The sequence below is a fragment of the Lacticaseibacillus zeae DSM 20178 = KCTC 3804 genome, from assembly GCF_000260435.1.
GTDB classification, from domain to species: Bacteria; Bacillota; Bacilli; order Lactobacillales; family Lactobacillaceae; genus Lacticaseibacillus; species Lacticaseibacillus zeae.
The window spans coordinates 39,020-58,772 of sequence record NZ_BACQ01000055.1; the positions used below are offsets into that span (position 1 = coordinate 39,020).

The following is a 19,753-nucleotide window of genomic DNA, read 5'->3' on the forward strand; positions in this document are numbered from 1 at the left end:
CGCCTACAACAAGGCCGAGCTTAGAGACTCTGCCGGTTTTGCAGAGGCTCTAAGTCGTGCCCACCCCTCTAGCTTCGCGGTCGCCAGACCTTGCCCCCGCCGGAGATTGCGGAGTTTGGCACGGCATGGAACTTTTGAAGTAGCAACTTTTGGCGGAAATCAATTTAAGTCATGCCTTTGATCACCTTTAAATTCTAATTAAATTGAGGTAAGGTTTCTTTAATGCACTAAGAAAAGGGGCTCGCTATGTCAGAAATTACATTTGATCAGATTAAGGCGTTTCAAGAGCAGCTCGCGCACCATCCCGCCGCCGCTGCCCGCAGTCGCGCGGTCCAAAACGTCGGACCACAGGCGGCTAGCCGCGAAGCCATCGACGGCGAGGACATGAAACCGGTATTCTCGCTCGACCTTGACACGGGCAGTGTTGCCAACCAGAAGAAAAGCGGCCGCTGCTGGCTATTTGCCACATTAAACACGGTTCGCCACGGCATTGCGGATGAATTCGGCCTGAAAGATTTCGAATTCTCACAAAACTACAATGCCTTTTTCGACCGGCTGGAGAAAGCCAACTTATTCTATGAAAATATTTTGGCATCGGCCGACAAGCCACTCGATGATCGCGAAGTCGCTACTTACCTCAGCGGACCGGATCAAGACGGCGGCCATTATGATCAAGCCGCTGCACTCATTGAAAAGTATGGCTTGGTTCCAAAGTCCGTTATGCCGGAAACCTACAACAGCAACAAAACGGCTGAATTAAACAGCGTCTTGAACGAGAAGTTGCGCAAAGACGCCAAAGTATTACGCACGCTGAAGCAGCAACATGCCAGTGACGACGCGATTGCCGCTAAAAAACGTGAACTACTCAGTGTGGTCTATCGTATCCTCGCCTATACTTTCGGCAACCCACCGACAACGTTCGATTTCGAATATCGCGATGACAAAAAACAATATCACCGCGATACCGGCTTGACCCCGCAAACTTTCTTCAAAAAGTACGTCAAGTGGCATTTTGATGATTACATCGTGGTTGCCAGCGATCCTGAGCCAAGCAAAAAATATCAGCAGCTCTATACCATCAAAGCAGCCAATACCGTGGTTGAAAGGCATCCTTTAACGATCCTGAACCTCCCGCCTGAGCGCCTGGAGCAACTGGCATTGGCACAGCTGCAAGCCGGCGAAGGCGTCTGGTTCGGTAATGATGTCCTGGCCGATATGGACCGGAAATCCGGTACGCTCAAAGGCGGCCTTTTCAATTATAACGATTTGTTTGACGTCGATTTTCACGTGGACAAAACCGATCGAATCGTGACCACCGAAGCCGAAATGTCCCATGCCATGACGTTCACCGGTGCCGATGTCGTTGATGGCAAGGTAACAAAATGGAAGGTCGAAAATTCGTGGGGCAAAGACAACGGCCATGACGGTTATTTTGTTGCCGATGCGAGTTGGTTTGACCAGTACGTCTACGAGGTCGTCGTTCGCAAGAGCCTCCTGACCGAAGCCGAGCAAGCCGCCCTTCAAACCACGCCAATCAACCTGCCTGTGTGGGATTTTCTGAATTAAACACGGGTTATATGCTAGACTATGCTTGTCGCTTCATTCAGGCGGCAAGAGCAGCCAACGGGAGATTGCAACCTTTTGACTGCCAACTGCTTCATCATCAACTGTTTAAAAAAGGAGTGTTTATTTCAATGTCTGCAGAAATTACTTCCAGCGATTTGGATCAGTTCAAACAGGATCTGCAAGCCACACCCGGTGCCACTGCTTTACAAAAAGCGGTTATGAACAATGGCATCAACACCACTGCCGAAAACACCGACAGCAAAGTGGCCATGACGCCGACTTTCTCAATCGAACTTGAGACCGGCGCCGTTGCCAACCAAAAGCAAAGCGGCCGTTGCTGGATGTTTGCCGCGCTCAATACGATGCGCCACGGCATCCAGGCCCAGTTCAAGATCAAAGACTTTGAACTTTCCCAAAACTATACCAACTTCTGGGATAAATTTGAAAAGTCCAATTATTTTTATGAAAATGTTTTGAAAACCGCTGATCAACCACTGGACAGCCGTAAAGTTGCGTTCCTCTTGGCCACCCCGCAACAAGACGGCGGCCAATGGGACATGTTGTCGGCATTGATTGAAAAATACGGCATCGTGCCGAAGTCAGTGATGCCGGAAACCTACAACTCAAACAAAAGTAACGAATTAAACGGCTTGCTCAACCTGAAGCTGCGCAAGGACGCGGTTAAACTGCGCAAGTTAGTGGCTGACAAAGCCAGCGATGCCGATATTGAAGCTGCTAAGCAAAAGATGTTAGCGGAAGACTACCGGATTTTGGCTTACGCCTTAGGCAACCCGCCAACTAAATTCGACTTTGAGTATCGCGACGATGACAAGAACTACCACATCGATCGTGAACTGACGCCGCAGACCTTCTTCAAGAAGTATGTTGGCTGGAACCTTGACGACTATCAAAGTATCATCAACGCACCAACGGCCGACAAGCCATACAACCACCTCTATACCGTTGAAATGCTTGGTAACGTGGTCGGCGGTCGCGAAGTCCGGCACCTGAACCTCGACATCGATACTTTCAAGGCTTTGGCCATCAAGCAACTCAAGGCTGGCGAGTCCGTCTGGTTCGGTTCCGACGTTGGGCAAAGTTCTGATCGTCAACTCGGTATTCTGGACACCAACATCTACAAGAAAGATGACCTCTTCAACACCGACTTCACCATGACAAAAGCAGAACGCCTTGACTATGGTGAAAGTCTTATGACCCACGCCATGGTTCTGACTGGCGTTGACATTGTTGACGGCAAACCAACCAAATGGAAGGTCGAAAACTCTTGGGGTGACAAGGTCGGCGAAAAAGGTTACTTCGTGGCAAGCGATGACTGGTTCGATCAATTTGTCTACCAAGTTGTCATTTCCAAGAAGTACCTGCCAACCGAATTGCAGGATGTCATCAAAAACGAATACGCCAAGCCAACCGTTCTGGCACCATGGGATCCAATGGGTGCTTTGGCATCAAGATAGTGTCAGTGAATTGAACTGGCGGCGATAAAAATAGGGACAGAAGTTTTTCGGCACTTACGATGGTCGAAGAGCTTCTGTCGTTTTTGTCTGGTACTGAAAAGTAAAACTGCATATTCAGCAATTGGCTTTGAATCGCGTTTTACTTTCAGTCCCATTCACTAGTCAGGATGTCTCGTTCTAAAGTAACATCTGCTTGTTTTAAATCCTGTTTGATCCTGTCACTTTCAAACGGGTTGTGGTGTATGGGTAAGTACACGATGCCACCATCGCTGCGTTGTTTAACCGTGAATTCGGTTCCTTCGGCGATTTTAAATTCTTTCGGGACTGTCAGCGTCATTGTGTTACCGACTTTTTTCGCTTTTATGGTCATGAGAATCGTCCCCCCTTAGATATTGGCAGTATACAGGTTGGCTGTTGATTTTCCAATTTTGTTAGGGGGGGTTATTGTCAGTCTGTGAAGTTTATACATAGAAGGGCGATTCTGGACGTATTGCAGTTATACGAACCAACGTGTCATTGCCTTGACTGCGGCGCTAAAGACTGCCCGGAGTTCTCCGACGCTGAAACGCGCTCACAGGCCCAGAAACCTGCGTGTAAGGACCTTGAACCCAATGACCAAGATCGGGTCATTGGGTTCAGACCACGTACACTTTGCTTTCTAAGCGGGTCTGTTCGCGCTCTGCCTGAATTGTGGTATTCTGATGGCAACCGAATTAAAGTCATTTTCGAAATGGAGGCTGGGTATGGGGACGCAGTTGGGTTTTGATTGGCGTCAAATGGTTCATTCGCGGAAGAATCTTGCCTTGGCAGGGTTGTTTGTTGCGGCTTTTATCATTGGCTTTTTTGCTTTGATGTGGACGCATCGCTTGGATGTCGGGCAGACGGCGCAGGCGACAGCGAATGCGGCGGTGGCTAATTACGCCGAATATAATCTGGACACGTTGAGTAAGTCGCAGAAGCCGTTGTTGGCGAATCTGGACGCGCAGAATTCGGCAACCGGTGTGATTGGCTTGGGAATTAAGCTTGGTGAGCCCGATACAACGCGGAACGGCTTGCTGAGCTTACGCAATGCACAGCTGGCAATGCGGCAGCGGCATTTTAAAGCGATCAACACGATGCCATTGCCGCCGCTTCATCAGCTAAAAGGCGATGTTTTGACGCTCACAAGACTAAAGAATGATGACAAACCTGCCGTTACCGGGGTGACAACCAGCAGTTCTTACATAGTCACTATCTTGCCTTATCTCAGTTGGCTCACCGGCGCAGCGGCTATTTTGCTTGCCTGCGATAGTTGGGTCGAACGGCGGCGCCACCAAACACTGATGACCGCACGTCCGTTAACGGCTGGCGTGGCCGGCAGCAGTCGGATCCTGACGTTAACCGGATTTTATCTGCTCATTCTGGCGGCCGGCTTGCTGGCGATCGTTGCATTGCCGGCATTATTCAACGGCATCGGTGATACTGCCTATCCACTGGCCGTCATGGGGAAAACATTATTACCGTTATGGCAATATCTCCTTCTGTTCGGCGGTCTGACACTCCTGGCCGGCATCTGGATCATTAGTTTCTGTATGCTGCTTAACACATGGGTCACAAATGCCTATCTGACGACCTTCATTGCGGCGGCAGTTGCCATCTCGCCACTGATGTTGCCGCAAGTCTTCCGCTTTCTTTGGTTCTTGCCAATTCCTTACCTTGATAGTTACGCCACCGTGAGCGGTACATTGATTGACCGCCTCAATCAGCCGCTTGCCAGCACGTGGATCGGTGCCGGCCTGCTACTTGTCTGGGTTATTGTCAATCTTGGACTCTTTGGTTATCGGGTCAAGAAGGAGGTGGCATAATGCGCTATTTTCGGTTTCAACTCCACCAACTACTCACTAACCGCAAAAACTTAGCCGTCATCGGCATTGCCTTGGTTGCGCTACTGTGTCAATTTATCTTTTTCCCGCCCAACAAAGCGCCTGCCGAGCTGCCGACAAGAAATGCGCTGACCCGCGATCGCGATAAAAATGTGGCCTTCGTCAACGAACCTCATGGCACTTTGACAGCAAAGTGGGTTCCGGCCACGCGTGAGTTTGCCAACATCGAAACGCGCATGTTAAACGCCCAAAAGCAACAGCACACTCAGGCGTATGTGAAGGCAACCCTGCATTATCTGGCATTTTTAGGTCAAAATGCCGCCAATCCCGATGCCCAGTCCAGCCCGTTTCACTATCCGCTTTCCTATTACTTTGAGAATCGCCAGTACCCTGATGCCGATGCGGCCTTTGCCAATGCGACTATGTACCGTTCACTGGAACCACTGGCTAAACAAGCCCATCCCGACACGGCCACGATTAAGCAACAAACCTTTTGGCAAACCCTGTTTCGCGGTGCGGCTGGTGGCTGGTTGACAGCGCTATTGATCATCACGATTTTGTTTGCGAACGACTTGTTAACGAGCGAACAACGCCACCGCAGCATTGCGCGCCTGTTGCCTATCAGTCCCTGGCACGCTGTTAACGCCAAAACGTTCACAGTTTTCACGGCATTATCCGGTTTTTTAGTGGCAGCAGTCGCCATCATTGCGACTTTTGTCATCCCGCAACACGGCCTGGGGTCATTATCAGCTGCGATTGCGTATTATGCGAAAGACGGCATGTCGATTAAATTGGATCCCTTAGCACTTGGCATTGCGCTGCCGACGATTCTGGGTCTAACCTTCTCGTTAATGTGGCTGTTCATTCGCCTGAACCTGTTATGCCAGCTGCTTTTCCATAACGAGTTGGTCGGGCTGGTTGTCAGTGCCTTTTTACTATTTGGGGAACCGCTTTATTTCATGCACGGCATTGCCTTTTCGGTTCCACAAACGGCGTATTATCTGCCGGGTTACATGAATCCGGCAGCAATCGTTAGCGGCTTACAGAATTTTCGCTACGATACCAGTCGCATGAGTCCGCTGGCTGCCGTCGTCGTTATTGGCAGTGTGATTCTCATGCTTGAGCTCGTGCTGTTCATCGTCACGCATCGCCGGCGCGCCGCTATTATCAAGTAAACGGAGGTCTCACAATGGAACTGCAATTACAAAGTCTCGCCTTGAGTTTTAAAAATAAGCCGCACGTCATTGACAACATTAGTCTCACCATGAGCAGTGGCTCGATTGTGGGCATCGTGGCGCCTAATGGGACAGGTAAAACCACCTTGTTGCGCCTGATCCTCAATGACCTCAAGCCGCAGTCCGGTAAAGTTGTCTTAGACGGGCAAACCTATGGCAGTCAAAAGCAAAGCCTTGCAATGCATCGCCAAATGTGTCTTTTTCCGGTTCAAGACGACCTGTATCCCGACTTGTCAGGTAAAGCCCATCTTGACTATTACGCGCGACTTTGGCGTAACCGCAAGAAAAGCGTCAAGCAAATCATCACAGCACTGGATATGCACGATTATGTCAATCAGCCAGTGCGGACTTACTCGATGGGGATGAAGCAGCGGCTTTGTTTTGGCATGGTCATGGCGGCAAATACGCCGATTATGCTGCTGGACGAGTTCATGAACGGTCTGGACACCATCAACGTTGCGCGCATGTCGCGAATTCTGCGTGGCTTACGAGCGGAAGGCAAGCTGATCATTACCGTGTCGCACTTATTGAACAATCTGCAGGGTTATGCTGACCTAATCTACTTCATGCGTGATGGTAAAATCATCAAAACGATCGATCAGCATGAACAGCAGCCGCTGTACATCCAAGTGGCGGCCGACAATGCCAACCGTCTACCCCGGATGCCCTGGCAACATTACCCGAACGGCCTATTGGTTTTGCCGGTTAATGAACTTCCCGGCCAACATTTCAATCAGTTGTTGCTGGGACTTGCTGCACATCACATTGCCTTTAAATTGGCACCGCTGGATCTCGACACTTATTTCAACGAGTTTTACGAAGCCGAACGTTAATGTTCAGTCCGTCTTAACCACCGAAAACCGCTCATCGGCGGCTTTTCTTGTTTAATGACGGCGATCACGTGGAATTTCGTAAAATGAATTAAGCATATGTACCTTACATTGGCGCATGTTTCTGCTACAATGGCGTTATTACTTTTCAGGGGGTGCACGAATGGCGTCAGGCTTGGCTGCTAATAAGAAGCTGAAGCATAAAATTTCTGCCGCGGCTTTACTTGTAACACTCGGTGTTGTTTATGGAGATATCGGAACATCACCGCTTTATGTTATGAAGTCAATCGTTGCCGGAAACGGCGGCATGGGACATTTTGATACCGATTTTTTGGTCGGTTCTGTTTCGTTGATCTTCTGGACCTTGCTCATCATCACCACGATCAAGTATGTGTTGATCGCGTTACGAGCTGATAACAACGGTGAAGGTGGTATATTTGCCTTGTACACGCTTGTTCGTCAGCGCGCTCGCTGGTTAGTCTTACCAGCCATGATTGGCGGGGCTGCTTTATTGGCTGATGGCATGTTAACGCCGGCTGTGACGGTGACAACGGCAATTGAAGGGCTCAAAGGTGTCCACATCAATGGCAATATTCTGATTGACAATCAGCAACAAGTCATTTGGGTCACGATTTTTATCATCACCTTTTTGTTCTTCATCCAGCGCTTTGGCACCGATCTCATCGGCAAGGCGTTCGGCCCCATTATGTTTGTGTGGTTCACCTTTTTAGGCGTTGCCGGCTTTCTGGCGTTGTCAAAAGACTGGTCAATGTTACGCGCCTTGAATCCTTACTACGCGCTGCGTTTGCTGGTTAGCCCGGATAATAAGATGGGCCTGTTTATTTTAGGCAGCATTTTCCTGGCGACCACCGGGGCCGAAGCGCTGTATTCGGACATGGGCCATGTGGGGCGTGGCAATATTTACTTAAGTTGGCCTTATGTTAATATCTGTCTAGTGTTGAACTACTTTGGCCAGGCAGTGTGGCTGGACCGCAATTCGCATGTGACGGCGTTTAACAAAATCAGTGATTTCAACCCATTCTTTCAGATGCTGCCGGAAAGTATCCGGCTGGGTGCGATTATTTTGGCAACTTTAGCTGCGATTATTGCGTCACAGGCCTTGATTTCCGGTTCTTACACATTAGTTTCCGAAGCCATCAAACTGCGCTTCTTGCCGCGGTTACACATTGTTTATCCAACCCGGCTTAAAGGCCAGCTGTATATCCCGGTTGTCAACACCATTTTGTGGGTGGCGTGCCTGGCAATCATCGCCTACTTCAAGACCAGCGCCGAAATGGAAGGCGCCTACGGATTGGCCATCACGATTACCATGTTGATGACCACCTTGCTGCTGTATCAATACTTACGGGTACACCACGCGCCGACTGTGATCGCATTGGGCACCTTGATCTTCTTTGGTGCCATCGAAACAGTCTTCTTCATTTCCAGTGCCGTTAAGTTTCTCCATGGTGGTTATGTCACCGCAATGATTGCCTTTGTGATCCTAGCGATTATGTTTGTCTGGCAATACGGCGGTCGGATTCGCGACGACAACACGTACCGGGCAGAAATGGCTTCACTGTTCGCTTATAAAAAACAGCTTTCAGAATTACGTAGCGATCCGAACTATCCGACTTATACCACTAATTTGGTGTATATGACCCAGATTGCCAATGACCACTACATTAAAAAAGAAATCCTGTACTCGATTCTGGACAAACGGCCGAAACGTGCCCAAGTTTATTGGTTTGTAACGGTCAACGTTACCGATGAACCCTACACAGCCGAATACACGACTGACACTTACGGCACCGACTACATGGTCAATGTCCAGCTGTTCCTAGGCTTCCGGATGGAGCAACAGGTCAACGTTTTCCTGCGGCAGATTGTCAATGACATGATGCGTGAAGGCGAATTGCCAACCCAGCCGCAAAAATACACCACCATCCCGGATCGGCAGGTCGGTGATTGGACGTTTGTACTTTTACACGAAGAATTGTCACCGCAAACTCAAATCAAAGGTTTCCAGAAAACCATCATTCAGGCGCGGCTGTGGCTCCAGCGCGTCACCGTTTCGCCGGCTCAGTGGTTCGGCCTGGAATATGCCGATACACTAGATGAAACTGTACCGCTTGTGCTGGGGAAGATTCCGATTACCAAGCTAACGCGATTAAGTCGGTCGCAGGTTGATGCTCAGGCTGAAGACGAAGACGATTAAGTCGAAAATCAAATTAATTAAAAAGGTGCACCACAAGTCATGAAGCAAATTTTGCTGCTGACTTGGGTGCATCTTTTTATATGGTCTGAATCGCGATCATTTGACTGCGATTATTCTTACATCGGTCATTACGGATTACGAACGGGCCTTTGCCTTTTTCGTGGCCCGCAACGTTGCCTGAGCCGCGGCCAGTCGCGCAACGGGGACGCGGTATGGTGAGCAGGAAACGTAGCTGACGCCGATGCTGTCAAAGAAGGCAACTGAGTCCGGATCACCACCGACTTCACCGCAGACGCCGATTGGCAATTGCGATTTTGTCGCGCGGCCTTTGTTGATAGCCATCTTCATCAACATGCCAACGCCTTCTGTATCAACCGTTTGGAATGGATCGGCCGGCAGGATTTTCTTTTCCAGGTAGGCTGGCAGGAATGAGCCGACATCATCACGCGAGTAGCCGAAGGTCAACTGGGTGAGATCGTTGGTGCCGAAGCTGAAGAAATCGGCGGCATTGGCGATAGCATCAGCGGTGACGCATGCGCGCGGTGTTTCGATCATCGTTCCGACTTCATACGTCACCTGAATGCCTTTAGCGGAGGCCATCTGTTCGATTTCATTGACCACCAGTCGGCGTACCCAACGCAATTCGGTTTCCGAGTTGGTAAGCGGAATCATGATATGCGGCGTCACGGTGACGCCTTCATCGGCTAACCGGAAGACCGCATGCATCATCGCGCGAACCTGCATCGCGTAGATATCCGGGAAGGTAACGGCTAAGCGATCGCCGCGATGGCCCAACATCGGATTGACTTCTTTCAGCGCCGCCATCCGCTCGCGCAACTGATTTTGCTCTAGACCCAGCTCATTCGCCACTTCGTTAATTTCGCGTAAGTCATGCGGGAGAAATTCATGTAATGGTGGATCCAGTAAGCGAATTGTGACACTTTTACCTGCTGCCAGACGATATAAATCATAGAAGTCTTGTTCCTGCATTTTCTCTAAGGCAGCCAGCGGTGCTTTACGACCTTCCGCATCTTTTGCCAAAATCAGTCGGCGCATTTGTAACAACCGCTCCGGCTGGAAAAACATGTGCTCGGTTCGGGTTAGTCCGATGCCATCCGCACCAAAAGTGAGCGCCTGCTGCAGATCCTTTGGCGTATCGGCGTTGGTGTAAACGCCCATCCGACTCGCTGCTTTGGCCCAATCCAGCAAGGTTGCCAGACTTTCCTTAACCATGGCGGCGGTGGTTGTGATGCGCCCGCGATAAAGGTGCCCGGTTGTGCCATCGACCGATACCCAATCGCCTTCATGGAGCACAATGTCACCGACCGTGGCTGTTTTAGCGTGTTCATCGACACTCAGCGCGTGCATCCCCACGACGCCGGTGGCTCCCATGCCGCGGGCAACCACTGCTGCGTGCGAGGTCATGCCGCCGCGCGCGGTGACAATCGCCTGACTGACGATCATCCCTTCAATGTCCTCCGGTGAGGTGTCCTGCCGCATCAAAATAACCTGATGACCGGCTTCGTGCGCGGCTTTGGCTTCTGCGGCGGTAAAATAAACTTCACCGGTTGCCGCGCCGGGAGATGCCGGTAAACCGGTGGCCAAAACGTCATGGGCCGCCAATGCCTGCTGGTCAAACTCCGGATGCAGCATGTCACTAAGCGATTTCGGCTCAATCCGCATTAAGGCTTCCTGCCGATCAATCAGGCCTTCATTGACCAAATCAACGGCAATTTTAACCGCAGCAGCTGGCGTCCGTTTTCCGTTACGCGCCTGCAATAGATAGAGTTCGCCATGTTCGATCGTGAATTCGAGATCCTGCATGTCACGATAATGCTGCTCCAAAGTCGTGGCGATTGCAGCCAGCTGATCGTAAACTTCCGGCATCTGCTCATGCAAGACCGCCACCGGTTGCGGCGTCCGCACGCCGGAGACAACATCCTCACCTTGAGCATTTAAAAGATACTCACCAAACAAGGCGCGTTCGCCGGTCGCCGGATCGCGGGTAAAGGCCACCCCGGTACCGGAATCTTCACCAGCGTTGCCGAAAACCATGGTCTGCACATTAACGGCTGTACCCAAATCTTCAGGAATATGATTTTCGCGCCGATAAATCACTGCGCGCCGATTGTTCCACGATTCAAACACCGCAACAATCGCCGCTAAGATCTGGGCTTTGGGCGATTGCGGGAACGATTTGCCGGCGTCTGTGTAAAGCTGTTTGAAGGCCTGGATAATCTGCTTCAGGTCATCTGTGGTTAAGGCCAGATCAGACGTGTACCCTTTTTCCTGTTTGATCGCGGTCAAAACATCATCAAACGCACTTTCCGATAGACCGTAGACGACATTCCCGAACATGGCCAGCAGCCGGCGATAACTATCATAGGCGAAACGCGTATCCGCCGTCAGTGTTGCCAGCGCCTGCACGGTTTGGTCGTTCAACCCGATATTCAAAATCGTGTCCATCATGCCAGGCATCGAAATCGGTGCGCCGGAACGAACCGAAACCAGCAGTGGCGCGGTCGGGTCGTCAAAACGTTTCCCGGTAGCCTGTTCCAATGCCTGCAAATGTTCGTCCAGTTCAGCCAACAAGGTATCTGACAGAGCATGTTGCTGCTGATAGTCATGGCAGGCCGCCGTTGTCATGGTGAATCCCGGAGGAACCGGTAAGCCAAGATTCGTCATTTCGGCAAGATTAGCCCCCTTGCCACCCAATAAAGCCCGCATCTCCATGTTGCCTTCCGCAAACGCATAGATTTGTTTCATCACAAATCCTCCCATTCGTTAAATATGACGTTATATATGTTCGCTATATAATGTATTATTTAGCCATGGAAATTGCAAGCGTTTACACTTAAAAATTGGCCTATTTGTTTTAAGTTTTTTTGAGCGTGAGCCGGCGCGCTTAGAAGTCGGAGTGTAAGCGGCCTTGGGCGTGATGGTCCGGGTTTGACCATTGCGACCAAGGTCCTTACACGCAGACTTCTGCGCCGGTGAACGCGTTATGACAGCACGAAAAAAGCTGCTGGCAGTATTCGCCAAACAGCCTACGGAGCAAGGGTTTCGATCAGATATTTAAAAATGCGATTCTTGGTAATTTTTCCGATGACATGCGTGTCACCGCGGTTTTGGACTACTGGCAACGAATCAACGTTGTGTTTAAGCAGCAACTTGCTGGCGTCCATAATCGTGGTATCAGCCGTCACGGTAACAACATTGGGCATCCGAGTCATCACGATACTGGCAGGCAATGTCGTATCGCGATCGGTAAAGCTGGCCCGCAGCAAATCTTTACGCGAAATCAGGCCAACCAAGGCACCGTCATCATCCAGCACATACAAGGAGCCAACATCGGCGATAAAAAGCTTGGTCACCGCTTCTTCCATCGAGGTTGTGAGCTTGATTTCCGTTGGTGGAAGCAGGATTTTGGCAATGGCCATTTTAAACAACGCCTCGTTGCCGGCCGGTAAAATGCTGGCACCCTGGTAGGCGTAACCTACTTTAGGCCGGGCATCCAGAATGCCAATCGTTGTCAGCAGACGCAAATCGGCCCGAATCGTGGCCAAACTGATTTTTAACTTGGCCGCTAATGTTTCCCCGGTCATGGGGCTATCAGCTTTCAACAGCTGAACAATTTTACGTTGACGTTTGGTAAGTTGCGTAGGTGCCCCCTCCTTTTTATAATCAACAGTATAACATTTTTAGGATATATGACGTGATATTCAACCTTAAAAAGTTGGAATATGCCAAAAGAAATCCGGCACATCGGGTAAGCCGACCTGGCCGGAATTCTTTTCAAAGCGTTTGTTTTTTAAGAATCTTCAAGTGATCATCAAGTGTATAGACAATCGGCTGCGCATTGCCGATCTCGACTTTGTTGATACCGGCGTTGCTGATGTCTTCCATGTACTTAACCAGCGCCCGTAGCGTTGATCCATGTGCCACGATGAGCTGATTCTTGCCTGCCATGAGCCGCGGCGCCAACTCGGCACTCCAGTACGGCAGCAAGCGTTCACTCGCATCCGCAAGACTTTCACCCCGCGGAATAATGGTGGCCGGGTACTGGTGGTAACGGCGCGAACGACTGGGATGCGCCAGCAACGGCGGATGCGCGTAAAAGCTGCGCCGCCAGCTGGCAACCTGATCCGGGCCAAAAAGTTTGCGGGTCAGGTCTTTGTTGATCCCGCGCAACGCCCCATAATGCCGTTCATTCAGCCGCCAACTTTTGGTAATCGGCAGGTAATTCTGCCCGATCTTATCCTGCACAATGTAAGCAGTCATGATCGCGCGCGACAGCACACTGGTGTGGACATGATCAAACAGGATCCCGGTTGTCGCGATCTTGCTGCCGGCCTCGGCTGCTTGAGCCTTACCATGCGCGGTTAACCCCACATCGGACCAGCCGGTATAAGTATTTTGTTGATTGGCAATGCTTTCGCCATGGCGTAAAAGGACTAGTTTGACCAAATCTCGACCTCCCTATCTAAACTAGTATAACAATCTCAGCTGAATTAGTGTAGCCTGGCTTGGCAGCAACTGCTTTGCCGCCAAGTCACGAAAATGATAGGCTACTATATATTGAGACAAGCAAGGCGAGCACTGCCTTAGCTTTTAGAAAGAAGGATGCTCATGGCCAAGTCGCTTCGATCGGTCACGATGGTCGAGCTTTTTTATGATTTGATTTTTGCCTATGCCGTTGGTCGCATGGCGCAAACCCTGGCATTGCCGGTGCATGGCAGGATCGCACCGCAAATAATCGGAGAATTTTTATTGATGCTGCTGGTATTTTGGGTGATTTGGACCTACCAGACCGTCTTAACGAATCAGTTTTCCCATCACCAATGGCGCCACAACCTTTTTAGCCTGTTCAACATGTTCTGGGTCATTGTTTTGAGCACCGCGATCACCAGCGACCTCGCCACAACCAAGTGGCCGTGTCAACTGAGCACCGCAGTTTTATTTTTGAGCCTAGCAAGCGAATATGGCTTGGTTTGGCGAAAAAATCATGCAACCCTCGCCAAAATATCCGGACTGACACTTGCGACCGGTAGCGTGATTGCCTTGATATCGCTCTTTCTAAAGCCGTACACCCTCTCGTTCGCTGTCTTTTTTGTGGGGATTGTCGGCGCCGCCCTGATGCCATCCTTGGTTTGGCGACCAAATAGAGCCCCACTGACCGATCTCGCTCATCTAAGCGAACGGTACGCGTTGCTGGTTTTGTTGATCTTCGGCGAATCGATTATTGGCGTGGCGGACACGGTCTATGCCGGTCTTTCCTTGCCGGCAGCACTTTTCTTTCTGGTCGTCATGCTGTTGTTTGTGGCTTATCAACTTGTTTATGATAACGGCCTCAATCGCCGGCAGAAAAATGGTGGTTTAGCGGTGATCCATCTGCATTATCCGCTCATGGCGGCGATTCTCAGTCTCAGTACGCTGATCCACTTATGGTTGGCGCATTCACTTGATCCCCAGTGGTTTGCTTTTGCCATCACCCTCACTTTGGCTGTCTACTATTTTAGTCTCATCGGTTACCTAAGTGCTTACCCGGTCAAGCGGATTGATATTGGCTTCAAACGCTGGTTCTACTTAGGCTTCTCGCTTTTGATCTTTGGTGTCTACAGCTTGATGACATCTGTCATGCCCCTGCCCTTCCTGCTCGGCTTAACCGCCTATCTCCTCGCCGACACGCTTTATCTTTGGCAATTCATCTTACATCCCAATGGACCGACCTATTAGGATGTATAATTAAAGAGTGTAAACCAGTTCACTCTGAACTGATAAATGCATCCAAGAAAGGGGAGCTCCACATGACAACCTATGATGTCACCTTCAACACGGTTGATGGCAAATCACTGATCAAGCGAACGTCGAAAGCGACCACGAAAATGCCCGAGTTTGGGAAGACGCGGTGGAACGGTTTGACGCTGATCATCTTTACATCAAAATGAATGATAAGACAATGGTCAGCCTACTGCGGCGAGCCGTTGTCAGAATCGATATGACGGAACTGCCAAGTGATATCGAAAAACGCGCTAATCGACGCGATGAGTTCCGCAACGCCATGTACACACTGAGTCAAATCGGCTTGTAGATGGATTATCGAAACCCAACCATACAGTGACGCGGTTTCGATGATGAATGAACATATAGCTGACTTGCTTAATTCACAAGCATGCCAAAAAAGAATCCGCCTCGGCTCAAAGCCAAAGCGGATTCTTTTTTTGCGTCTTAAGGATCTACTGACACCGAAACTAGTCAGCGTAGTTAAAATGGGTTAATGGTGCATGCTTGACGTCCTCAATGGTCTTGGTTCCGGCAAGCTGCATGATGATTTCAAGTTCGTGGTCAATTTGTTCGAACACGCTTTGAACCCCTTGAGCACCGCCTAAGGCCAAGCCGTAAATAACCGGACGACCAAACGCGACCAGATCAGCACCGGCTGCTAACGCCTTGAAAGCGTGGCTGCCGCGGCGAATTCCGGAATCAAAGATGATCGGAACGCGCTTGTTGACCGCCTTAGCAATAGCCGGCAAAACATCAAAGGAAGCCGGGCCACCATTCAACTGCCGGCCGCCATGGTTAGAAACATAGACAGCAGCTGCACCTGCGCCAATTGCCCGCAAAGCATCCTCTGGTGACTGAATGCCCTTAACGATCACCGGCAAGTCCGTGTACTCCGCAATGCGGCGGACATCGTCTTCACCGATCTTCTGTGCGGCAGAGGCATAAATTTCACCGATACCCTTACCTTTACCGTCGCCTTCGGAATATTTTTCCAGGTTCGGCATTGGAATTGGGAATTGGAAGTTATTAATGATATCTTCTTCGCGATAGCCATCAACGGTCGCATCAACGGTGAGGATAATCCCTTTGACACCGGCCTTTTTGGCTTCATCAAGCAAGCTCTTGTTAAAGTCCCAATCTTTGCTCATATAGAGCTGGAACAATTGCGGCGCACCGTTGCCGGCTGCTGCTGTGTCAGCAATTGATGTTGAACTGTAGGTGCTTTGGGCCATCAAGCCACCAACTGCAGCAATACCGCGGGCGGTATCTTTTTCACCCTGACTGTGTGCCAGTCCTTGAGCCGCTGTCGGCGCCATCATGACTGGTGTCTTCAAGTCAATACCCAAAAAGCTGGTCGACAAGTCCGGTGAGTCAATATTCGACAACGCCTTCGGAACAATCTGTGCATGATTGAAAGCCTTGGTGTTCTCGGCTAAAGTCCATTCATCTTCGGATCCGCCAACAATGTACCCGAATCCGCCTGTTGGAATAATCTTCTTCGCTTCATCCGCCAATGACGGCAAATTCAAAATATTCAGTTTTTTCTCTGCATCGCTCTGTTCGTAACCATTAACAACTGTCATGTGTCAAAAAGCCTCCCAAATTGCTTACTTATTAGAACACTTATTAGTGTAACACTTATAATTAGTAAGTAAAGAGAATTTGCTGATTTTTTGTAAGTGGTTATGTAAATGCTTAAGCATCAGCATGTTGGCGCCTAATAACAAGTAAAAAGGAGAAGCCCGCAACTGCGTCTTCTCCTTAAGTAACTATCGGCCGTCTTGTTTCAGCCGTTAATCTTCTTTTTTCCCTTTGGCCTTATCAACCACGTCATTGAACTTTTCGGCAATCTTGTCCTTGGCATCGCTAAGCTTTTCTTTCGCTTCGCCTACCATTTGCTCGGTCTTGCCCTTAGCCTCGGTTGATTTGTCACCAGTCACCTTGCCAGCAGTTTCCTTTACTTTACCGCTAACTTTGTCTTTTGCTGCATCAAAATCTGCCATATGATCAGTCCCTTCTTTTTTACTTACTTTAAGTGTACCAAGTTGACTGATTCGCTGGCTATTATTTTGCTCGTAAAGATATGAATTATTTTTCCGGGTTACCGCCATCCTGATTATCAAATTCGAGTGAAAAAAAGAACCCTCCATATTCATGGAGAGTCCCGCGATCATTTCAAACCTAATGCCGTGCACCCGGCCGTTTTTCTTCAGGCGCTGGCGGAATTACCGCCTTACCGCCTTTTTTAATATGCTTATAGTTCACAACCGTTTTGTTCTTCATATCTTCAACTAACGAAGCATCATCAGGTGAAAAACTGTCAATGGTCAGCATCGCTGCATTGGCGTATAGCTTTTCAACGGTTCCCTTGAAACTCAATGGCACATCCTTGGTCTTGCGCACTGAAACTTTGTCGCCTACAACGATATCTTGTGACACACAAAAACCTCCTCTTGAACGCGGTGTTTTGAAACCATCAACTGGCTGAGAAACATCGCACTGGGACAAAAACTTAAATAAACCAAGTTAAGGTGGGGAGATTCACTTAGTTGCCTGCACCTTGACCTTAATCGGTGCGTTCAGATCAACCGAATCACTGTAATGTTGCAACAAGTAGCGTTGCATGGCTTCACGTGCTTCCTTCTTGGTCATCTGGTGACAGATCCGCGAAGAATCGTGCCGATGACCCCACTTGTCCGTGTATTGACCTACAACTGCATAATCACGAAGATGCGCTGCAAATAACATGATTCCCCTAACCACCTTTTCTAATTGTACCATGACTCGGTACGCGTATTTGTATCACAAGATGTATTTATACACCCTAATCGGTTCCGTTTCAACCACTTCGGCAAAAAAAGATGTTACAGTTGTCCGCAGCTCACGAGACACCAGTAACACCAATGGTTTAGCGATTTCAATTTCTCCTCTTTTAAACGTCGATTTGCTACCCGACATCTCTTTGAAGCGGCTTGTCATATGTTGTTTCCAGACGATCACTTTTACTCTGCTTCATTTTATTGAACGCAATGACGGTCCGGCCAATCAAATCCTGCACGTTGAAGCGATCGCGTCTGTCATAATCCAGAATCTTCACGAGCGCCGAGTTTTCGTAACATTTTTCGATTTGGCCGATGAAAGCATGTTCCATATTGCCATTGGCCTGGCACAAAACGGTCATTCCTGCTTTTGCGTGTTTCATCTTAATTGCCTCCTTGTGAGCGTGTGCTGGCTCCTGCGCCAGCGCACGCGTTAATGAATTTAGTTAAGATTATCAACACGAATATCTTATTGTCAATATAGTTATTAATTTATATATAAATATTCATGTTTTCGTCACAAATAGCCGCAGTAGCAGGTGATTGTGACGTTGTTTTGACGTCAATTAGGCCCTTTTTGTCCCAGATTCCTCTTGATAACAAACCTTTTTTTAGAATGCCAAGCAAAAGATAGATCACCTAATCTGCCATTTTCAATATTGACATTCGCACTAAAAAAGCCAACGATGATGTGCAGTAAACTCTTGGCAAGGCGATGGTTTTTGTGGACAGGCACGTTTTTGGAGCAACTTTTTCTTCACTACGTTCAACCAACTTCCGCCGATTTTGGATCGGGCAGTGTATTTCAGTCATGGGGACCTGGATTCAACGAACCACCCAGACATGGCTGGTTTACCAGATGACCAAGTCCGCTTTTCTGGTTGGCTTACTGGCTGCGGCCCAATTTGTTCCGATTATGGCACTCACTTTAGTCGCCGGTACGCTGATCGACCGCTATCCCAAACGTCAGATTCTTTTGCTGACACAGTTTGGCTTTTTGGTGCTGGGCGCCATCATGACAACGCTGACTTTTTTGAAAATCATTCAATACTGGCAGATCCTTGCGATCGCGTTAGGCTATGGGATTCTTCAAAGTTTTGACACGCCCACCAGGCAATCGTATGTGATCGAACTTGTCGGCAGAAAAGATCTTATGAATGGCATCTCGCTGAATTCGTCTATTTTCAATCTGGCCAAAATTGCCGGTCCGTCTTTGGCCGGGATCCTCATGGTGACCATCGGCGTGGCGCCGTGTTTTCTGATCGACACCTTGAGTTATATTGCGATTATTATTGGCTTGTTCATGATTCACCAGGAGCATCCGGTTGCCCGGCATACGCCGCGCCACATCATTGCCGATGTCAAAGAGGGACTTGTTTATATTGTGCATCATGACAATGTCAAACTGAGTGCCGAACTCATGCTGATTATCTGCACGTTAAATTTCAACAATAATGTCATCATTCCCATTTATGCCCAGGAAGTTCTGGGCCGCGGTGCCCAAGGCTATGCCAACCTGTTGTCGGCCACTGGTATCGGTTCACTCATTGCGGCATTTCTCATGAGCTACCTCGCGCGATTCGGTCTGCGGCGTGATTTGTATCTGTTAGTCGCACTGGGAACAGCTTTGATCCAAACGTTGATGATTTTTGTCCACGTTTACTGGTTGGCCATGATTTTCATGATCATCATCGGCTTTTGCAATATGGTTTTTCTGAATCAATCCAATGCGGCGTTTCAGTTTTCGATTCCCAACGAGCTGCGCGGTCGTATCATGAGTGTCTATGTTTTACTCAACCAAGGCTCGACGCCAATTGGCAGTTTGTATGTCGGTGGCTTGATGGACTTTGCCGGTGGCTTATGGGGTTTCCCTTCCTGTGGCTTGCTGGCACTGGTGTTAGTCATCCCAACCTTGTTTGGCCATCGCACGACCGTTAAGCGCTGGTTGCACACCTAAAATCACC

At 49.3% G+C, this 19,753-nt stretch carries 17 protein-coding genes and 1 pseudogene; 9 read left to right on the forward strand and 9 right to left on the reverse strand.

Annotated elements, in window-relative coordinates; genetic code table 11:
- Positions 1-246: 246 nt before the first annotated feature.
- Complete coding sequence (locus GSO_RS11340) at positions 247-1,566, forward strand: C1 family peptidase (protein WP_010492259.1); 1,320 nt, start codon at positions 247-249, stop codon at positions 1,564-1,566.
- Between the two features lie 128 nt (positions 1,567-1,694).
- Positions 1,695-3,041 carry a C1 family peptidase gene (locus GSO_RS11345; RefSeq protein ID WP_010492261.1) on the forward strand — a complete coding sequence of 449 codons (1,347 nt, stop codon included), beginning with the start codon at positions 1,695-1,697 and terminating at the stop codon, positions 3,039-3,041.
- Positions 3,042-3,186: 145 nt separating this feature from the next.
- Here GSO_RS11345 and mazE read toward each other — a convergent pair whose 3' ends face one another.
- Positions 3,187-3,411 carry a type II toxin-antitoxin system PemI/MazE family antitoxin gene (gene mazE, locus GSO_RS11350; protein ID WP_010492262.1) on the reverse strand — a complete coding sequence of 75 codons (225 nt, stop codon included), beginning with the start codon at positions 3,409-3,411 and terminating at the stop codon, positions 3,187-3,189.
- A 373-nt stretch (positions 3,412-3,784) separates the two neighbouring features.
- On the opposite strand from mazE, the gene GSO_RS11360 reads away from it, so the two are divergent.
- The 4 genes from GSO_RS11360 (at position 3,785) to GSO_RS11375 (ending at position 9,186) form a co-directional block, all read left to right on the forward strand.
- A complete protein-coding gene (locus GSO_RS11360) occupies positions 3,785-4,885 on the forward strand; it encodes an ABC transporter (RefSeq protein WP_010492267.1) in 1,101 nt (366 codons plus the stop codon).
- Entirely contained in the window at positions 4,885-6,078 is a 1,194-nt protein-coding gene (locus GSO_RS11365; RefSeq protein ID WP_010492270.1) for an ABC transporter, read from the forward strand. Before GSO_RS11360 ends, GSO_RS11365 begins: the two co-directional genes overlap by 1 nt.
- Positions 6,079-6,092: 14 nt before the next feature.
- Positions 6,093-6,971: an ATP-binding cassette domain-containing protein gene (locus tag GSO_RS11370; RefSeq protein WP_010492271.1), complete on the forward strand. Its 879-nt coding sequence runs from the start codon at positions 6,093-6,095 to the stop codon at positions 6,969-6,971.
- Positions 6,972-7,131: 160 nt separating this feature from the next.
- Positions 7,132-9,186 carry a KUP/HAK/KT family potassium transporter gene (locus tag GSO_RS11375; protein ID WP_010492273.1) on the forward strand — a complete coding sequence of 685 codons (2,055 nt, stop codon included), beginning with the start codon at positions 7,132-7,134 and terminating at the stop codon, positions 9,184-9,186.
- 135 nt (positions 9,187-9,321) lie between these two features.
- Here GSO_RS11375 and ppdK read toward each other — a convergent pair whose 3' ends face one another.
- The 3 genes from ppdK to GSO_RS11395 all read right to left on the reverse strand — a co-directional run bounded on the left by ppdK (position 9,322) and on the right by GSO_RS11395 (position 13,653).
- A complete protein-coding gene (gene ppdK, locus GSO_RS11380; protein ID WP_010492276.1) occupies positions 9,322-11,952 on the reverse strand; it encodes a pyruvate, phosphate dikinase in 2,631 nt (876 codons plus the stop codon).
- A 281-nt stretch (positions 11,953-12,233) separates the two neighbouring features.
- Complete coding sequence (locus GSO_RS11390) at positions 12,234-12,821, reverse strand: CBS domain-containing protein (RefSeq protein ID WP_075760648.1); 588 nt, start codon at positions 12,819-12,821, stop codon at positions 12,234-12,236.
- Positions 12,822-12,981: 160 nt separating this feature from the next.
- Complete coding sequence (locus tag GSO_RS11395; RefSeq protein ID WP_010492281.1) at positions 12,982-13,653, reverse strand: 2,3-bisphosphoglycerate-dependent phosphoglycerate mutase; 672 nt, start codon at positions 13,651-13,653, stop codon at positions 12,982-12,984.
- 162 nt (positions 13,654-13,815) lie between these two features.
- On the opposite strand from GSO_RS11395, the gene GSO_RS11400 reads away from it, so the two are divergent.
- Together GSO_RS11400 and GSO_RS15965 are read left to right on the forward strand one after the other, a co-directional pair.
- A complete protein-coding gene (locus GSO_RS11400; RefSeq protein ID WP_010492284.1) occupies positions 13,816-14,922 on the forward strand; it encodes a low temperature requirement protein A in 1,107 nt (368 codons plus the stop codon).
- A 71-nt stretch (positions 14,923-14,993) separates the two neighbouring features.
- Positions 14,994-15,277, forward strand: a pseudogene (locus GSO_RS15965) (chromosome partitioning protein ParB).
- A 160-nt stretch (positions 15,278-15,437) separates the two neighbouring features.
- Here GSO_RS15965 and GSO_RS11410 read toward each other — a convergent pair.
- The 5 genes from GSO_RS11410 to GSO_RS11430 form a co-directional block, all read right to left on the reverse strand.
- Positions 15,438-16,553: a lactate oxidase gene (locus GSO_RS11410; protein ID WP_010492288.1), complete on the reverse strand. Its 1,116-nt coding sequence runs from the start codon at positions 16,551-16,553 to the stop codon at positions 15,438-15,440.
- A gap of 210 nt (positions 16,554-16,763) precedes the next feature.
- Complete coding sequence (locus GSO_RS11415) at positions 16,764-16,973, reverse strand: CsbD family protein (RefSeq protein WP_010492290.1); 210 nt, start codon at positions 16,971-16,973, stop codon at positions 16,764-16,766.
- A gap of 178 nt (positions 16,974-17,151) precedes the next feature.
- Entirely contained in the window at positions 17,152-17,409 is a 258-nt protein-coding gene (locus GSO_RS11420) for a hypothetical protein (protein WP_010492291.1), read from the reverse strand.
- 102 nt (positions 17,410-17,511) lie between these two features.
- On the reverse strand, positions 17,512-17,718 hold the full coding sequence (locus GSO_RS11425) for a hypothetical protein (RefSeq protein WP_010492293.1): 207 nt from the start codon (positions 17,716-17,718) through the stop codon (positions 17,512-17,514).
- A gap of 199 nt (positions 17,719-17,917) precedes the next feature.
- Complete coding sequence (locus GSO_RS11430) at positions 17,918-18,172, reverse strand: hypothetical protein (RefSeq protein ID WP_010492295.1); 255 nt, start codon at positions 18,170-18,172, stop codon at positions 17,918-17,920.
- 341 nt (positions 18,173-18,513) lie between these two features.
- On the opposite strand from GSO_RS11430, the gene GSO_RS11435 reads away from it, so the two are divergent.
- Entirely contained in the window at positions 18,514-19,746 is a 1,233-nt protein-coding gene (locus GSO_RS11435) for an MFS transporter (protein ID WP_010492296.1), read from the forward strand.
- Positions 19,747-19,753 lie beyond the last annotated feature (7 nt).

Bases quoted from the DNA above. Each gene is read 5' to 3' on its own strand.
- GSO_RS11370 (WP_010492271.1), top strand. From the start codon at position 6,093: ATGGAACTGCAATTACAAAGTCTCGCCTTGAGTTTTAAAAATAAGCCG.
- ppdK (WP_010492276.1), bottom strand. From the start codon at position 11,952: ATGAAACAAATCTATGCGTTTGCGGAAGGCAACATGGAGATGCGGGCT.
- mazE (WP_010492262.1), bottom strand. From the start codon at position 3,411: ATGACCATAAAAGCGAAAAAAGTCGGTAACACAATGACGCTGACAGTC.
- GSO_RS11340 (WP_010492259.1), top strand. From the start codon at position 247: ATGTCAGAAATTACATTTGATCAGATTAAGGCGTTTCAAGAGCAGCTC.
- GSO_RS11360 (WP_010492267.1), top strand. From the start codon at position 3,785: ATGGGGACGCAGTTGGGTTTTGATTGGCGTCAAATGGTTCATTCGCGG.
- GSO_RS11375 (WP_010492273.1), top strand. From the start codon at position 7,132: ATGGCGTCAGGCTTGGCTGCTAATAAGAAGCTGAAGCATAAAATTTCT.
- GSO_RS11365 (WP_010492270.1), top strand. From the start codon at position 4,885: ATGCGCTATTTTCGGTTTCAACTCCACCAACTACTCACTAACCGCAAA.
- GSO_RS11400 (WP_010492284.1), top strand. From the start codon at position 13,816: ATGGCCAAGTCGCTTCGATCGGTCACGATGGTCGAGCTTTTTTATGAT.
- GSO_RS11415 (WP_010492290.1), bottom strand. From the start codon at position 16,973: ATGGCAGATTTTGATGCAGCAAAAGACAAAGTTAGCGGTAAAGTAAAG.
- GSO_RS11410 (WP_010492288.1), bottom strand. From the start codon at position 16,553: ATGACAGTTGTTAATGGTTACGAACAGAGCGATGCAGAGAAAAAACTG.
- GSO_RS11430 (WP_010492295.1), bottom strand. From the start codon at position 18,172: ATGAAACACGCAAAAGCAGGAATGACCGTTTTGTGCCAGGCCAATGGC.
- GSO_RS11425 (WP_010492293.1), bottom strand. From the start codon at position 17,718: ATGTTATTTGCAGCGCATCTTCGTGATTATGCAGTTGTAGGTCAATAC.
- GSO_RS11345 (WP_010492261.1), top strand. From the start codon at position 1,695: ATGTCTGCAGAAATTACTTCCAGCGATTTGGATCAGTTCAAACAGGAT.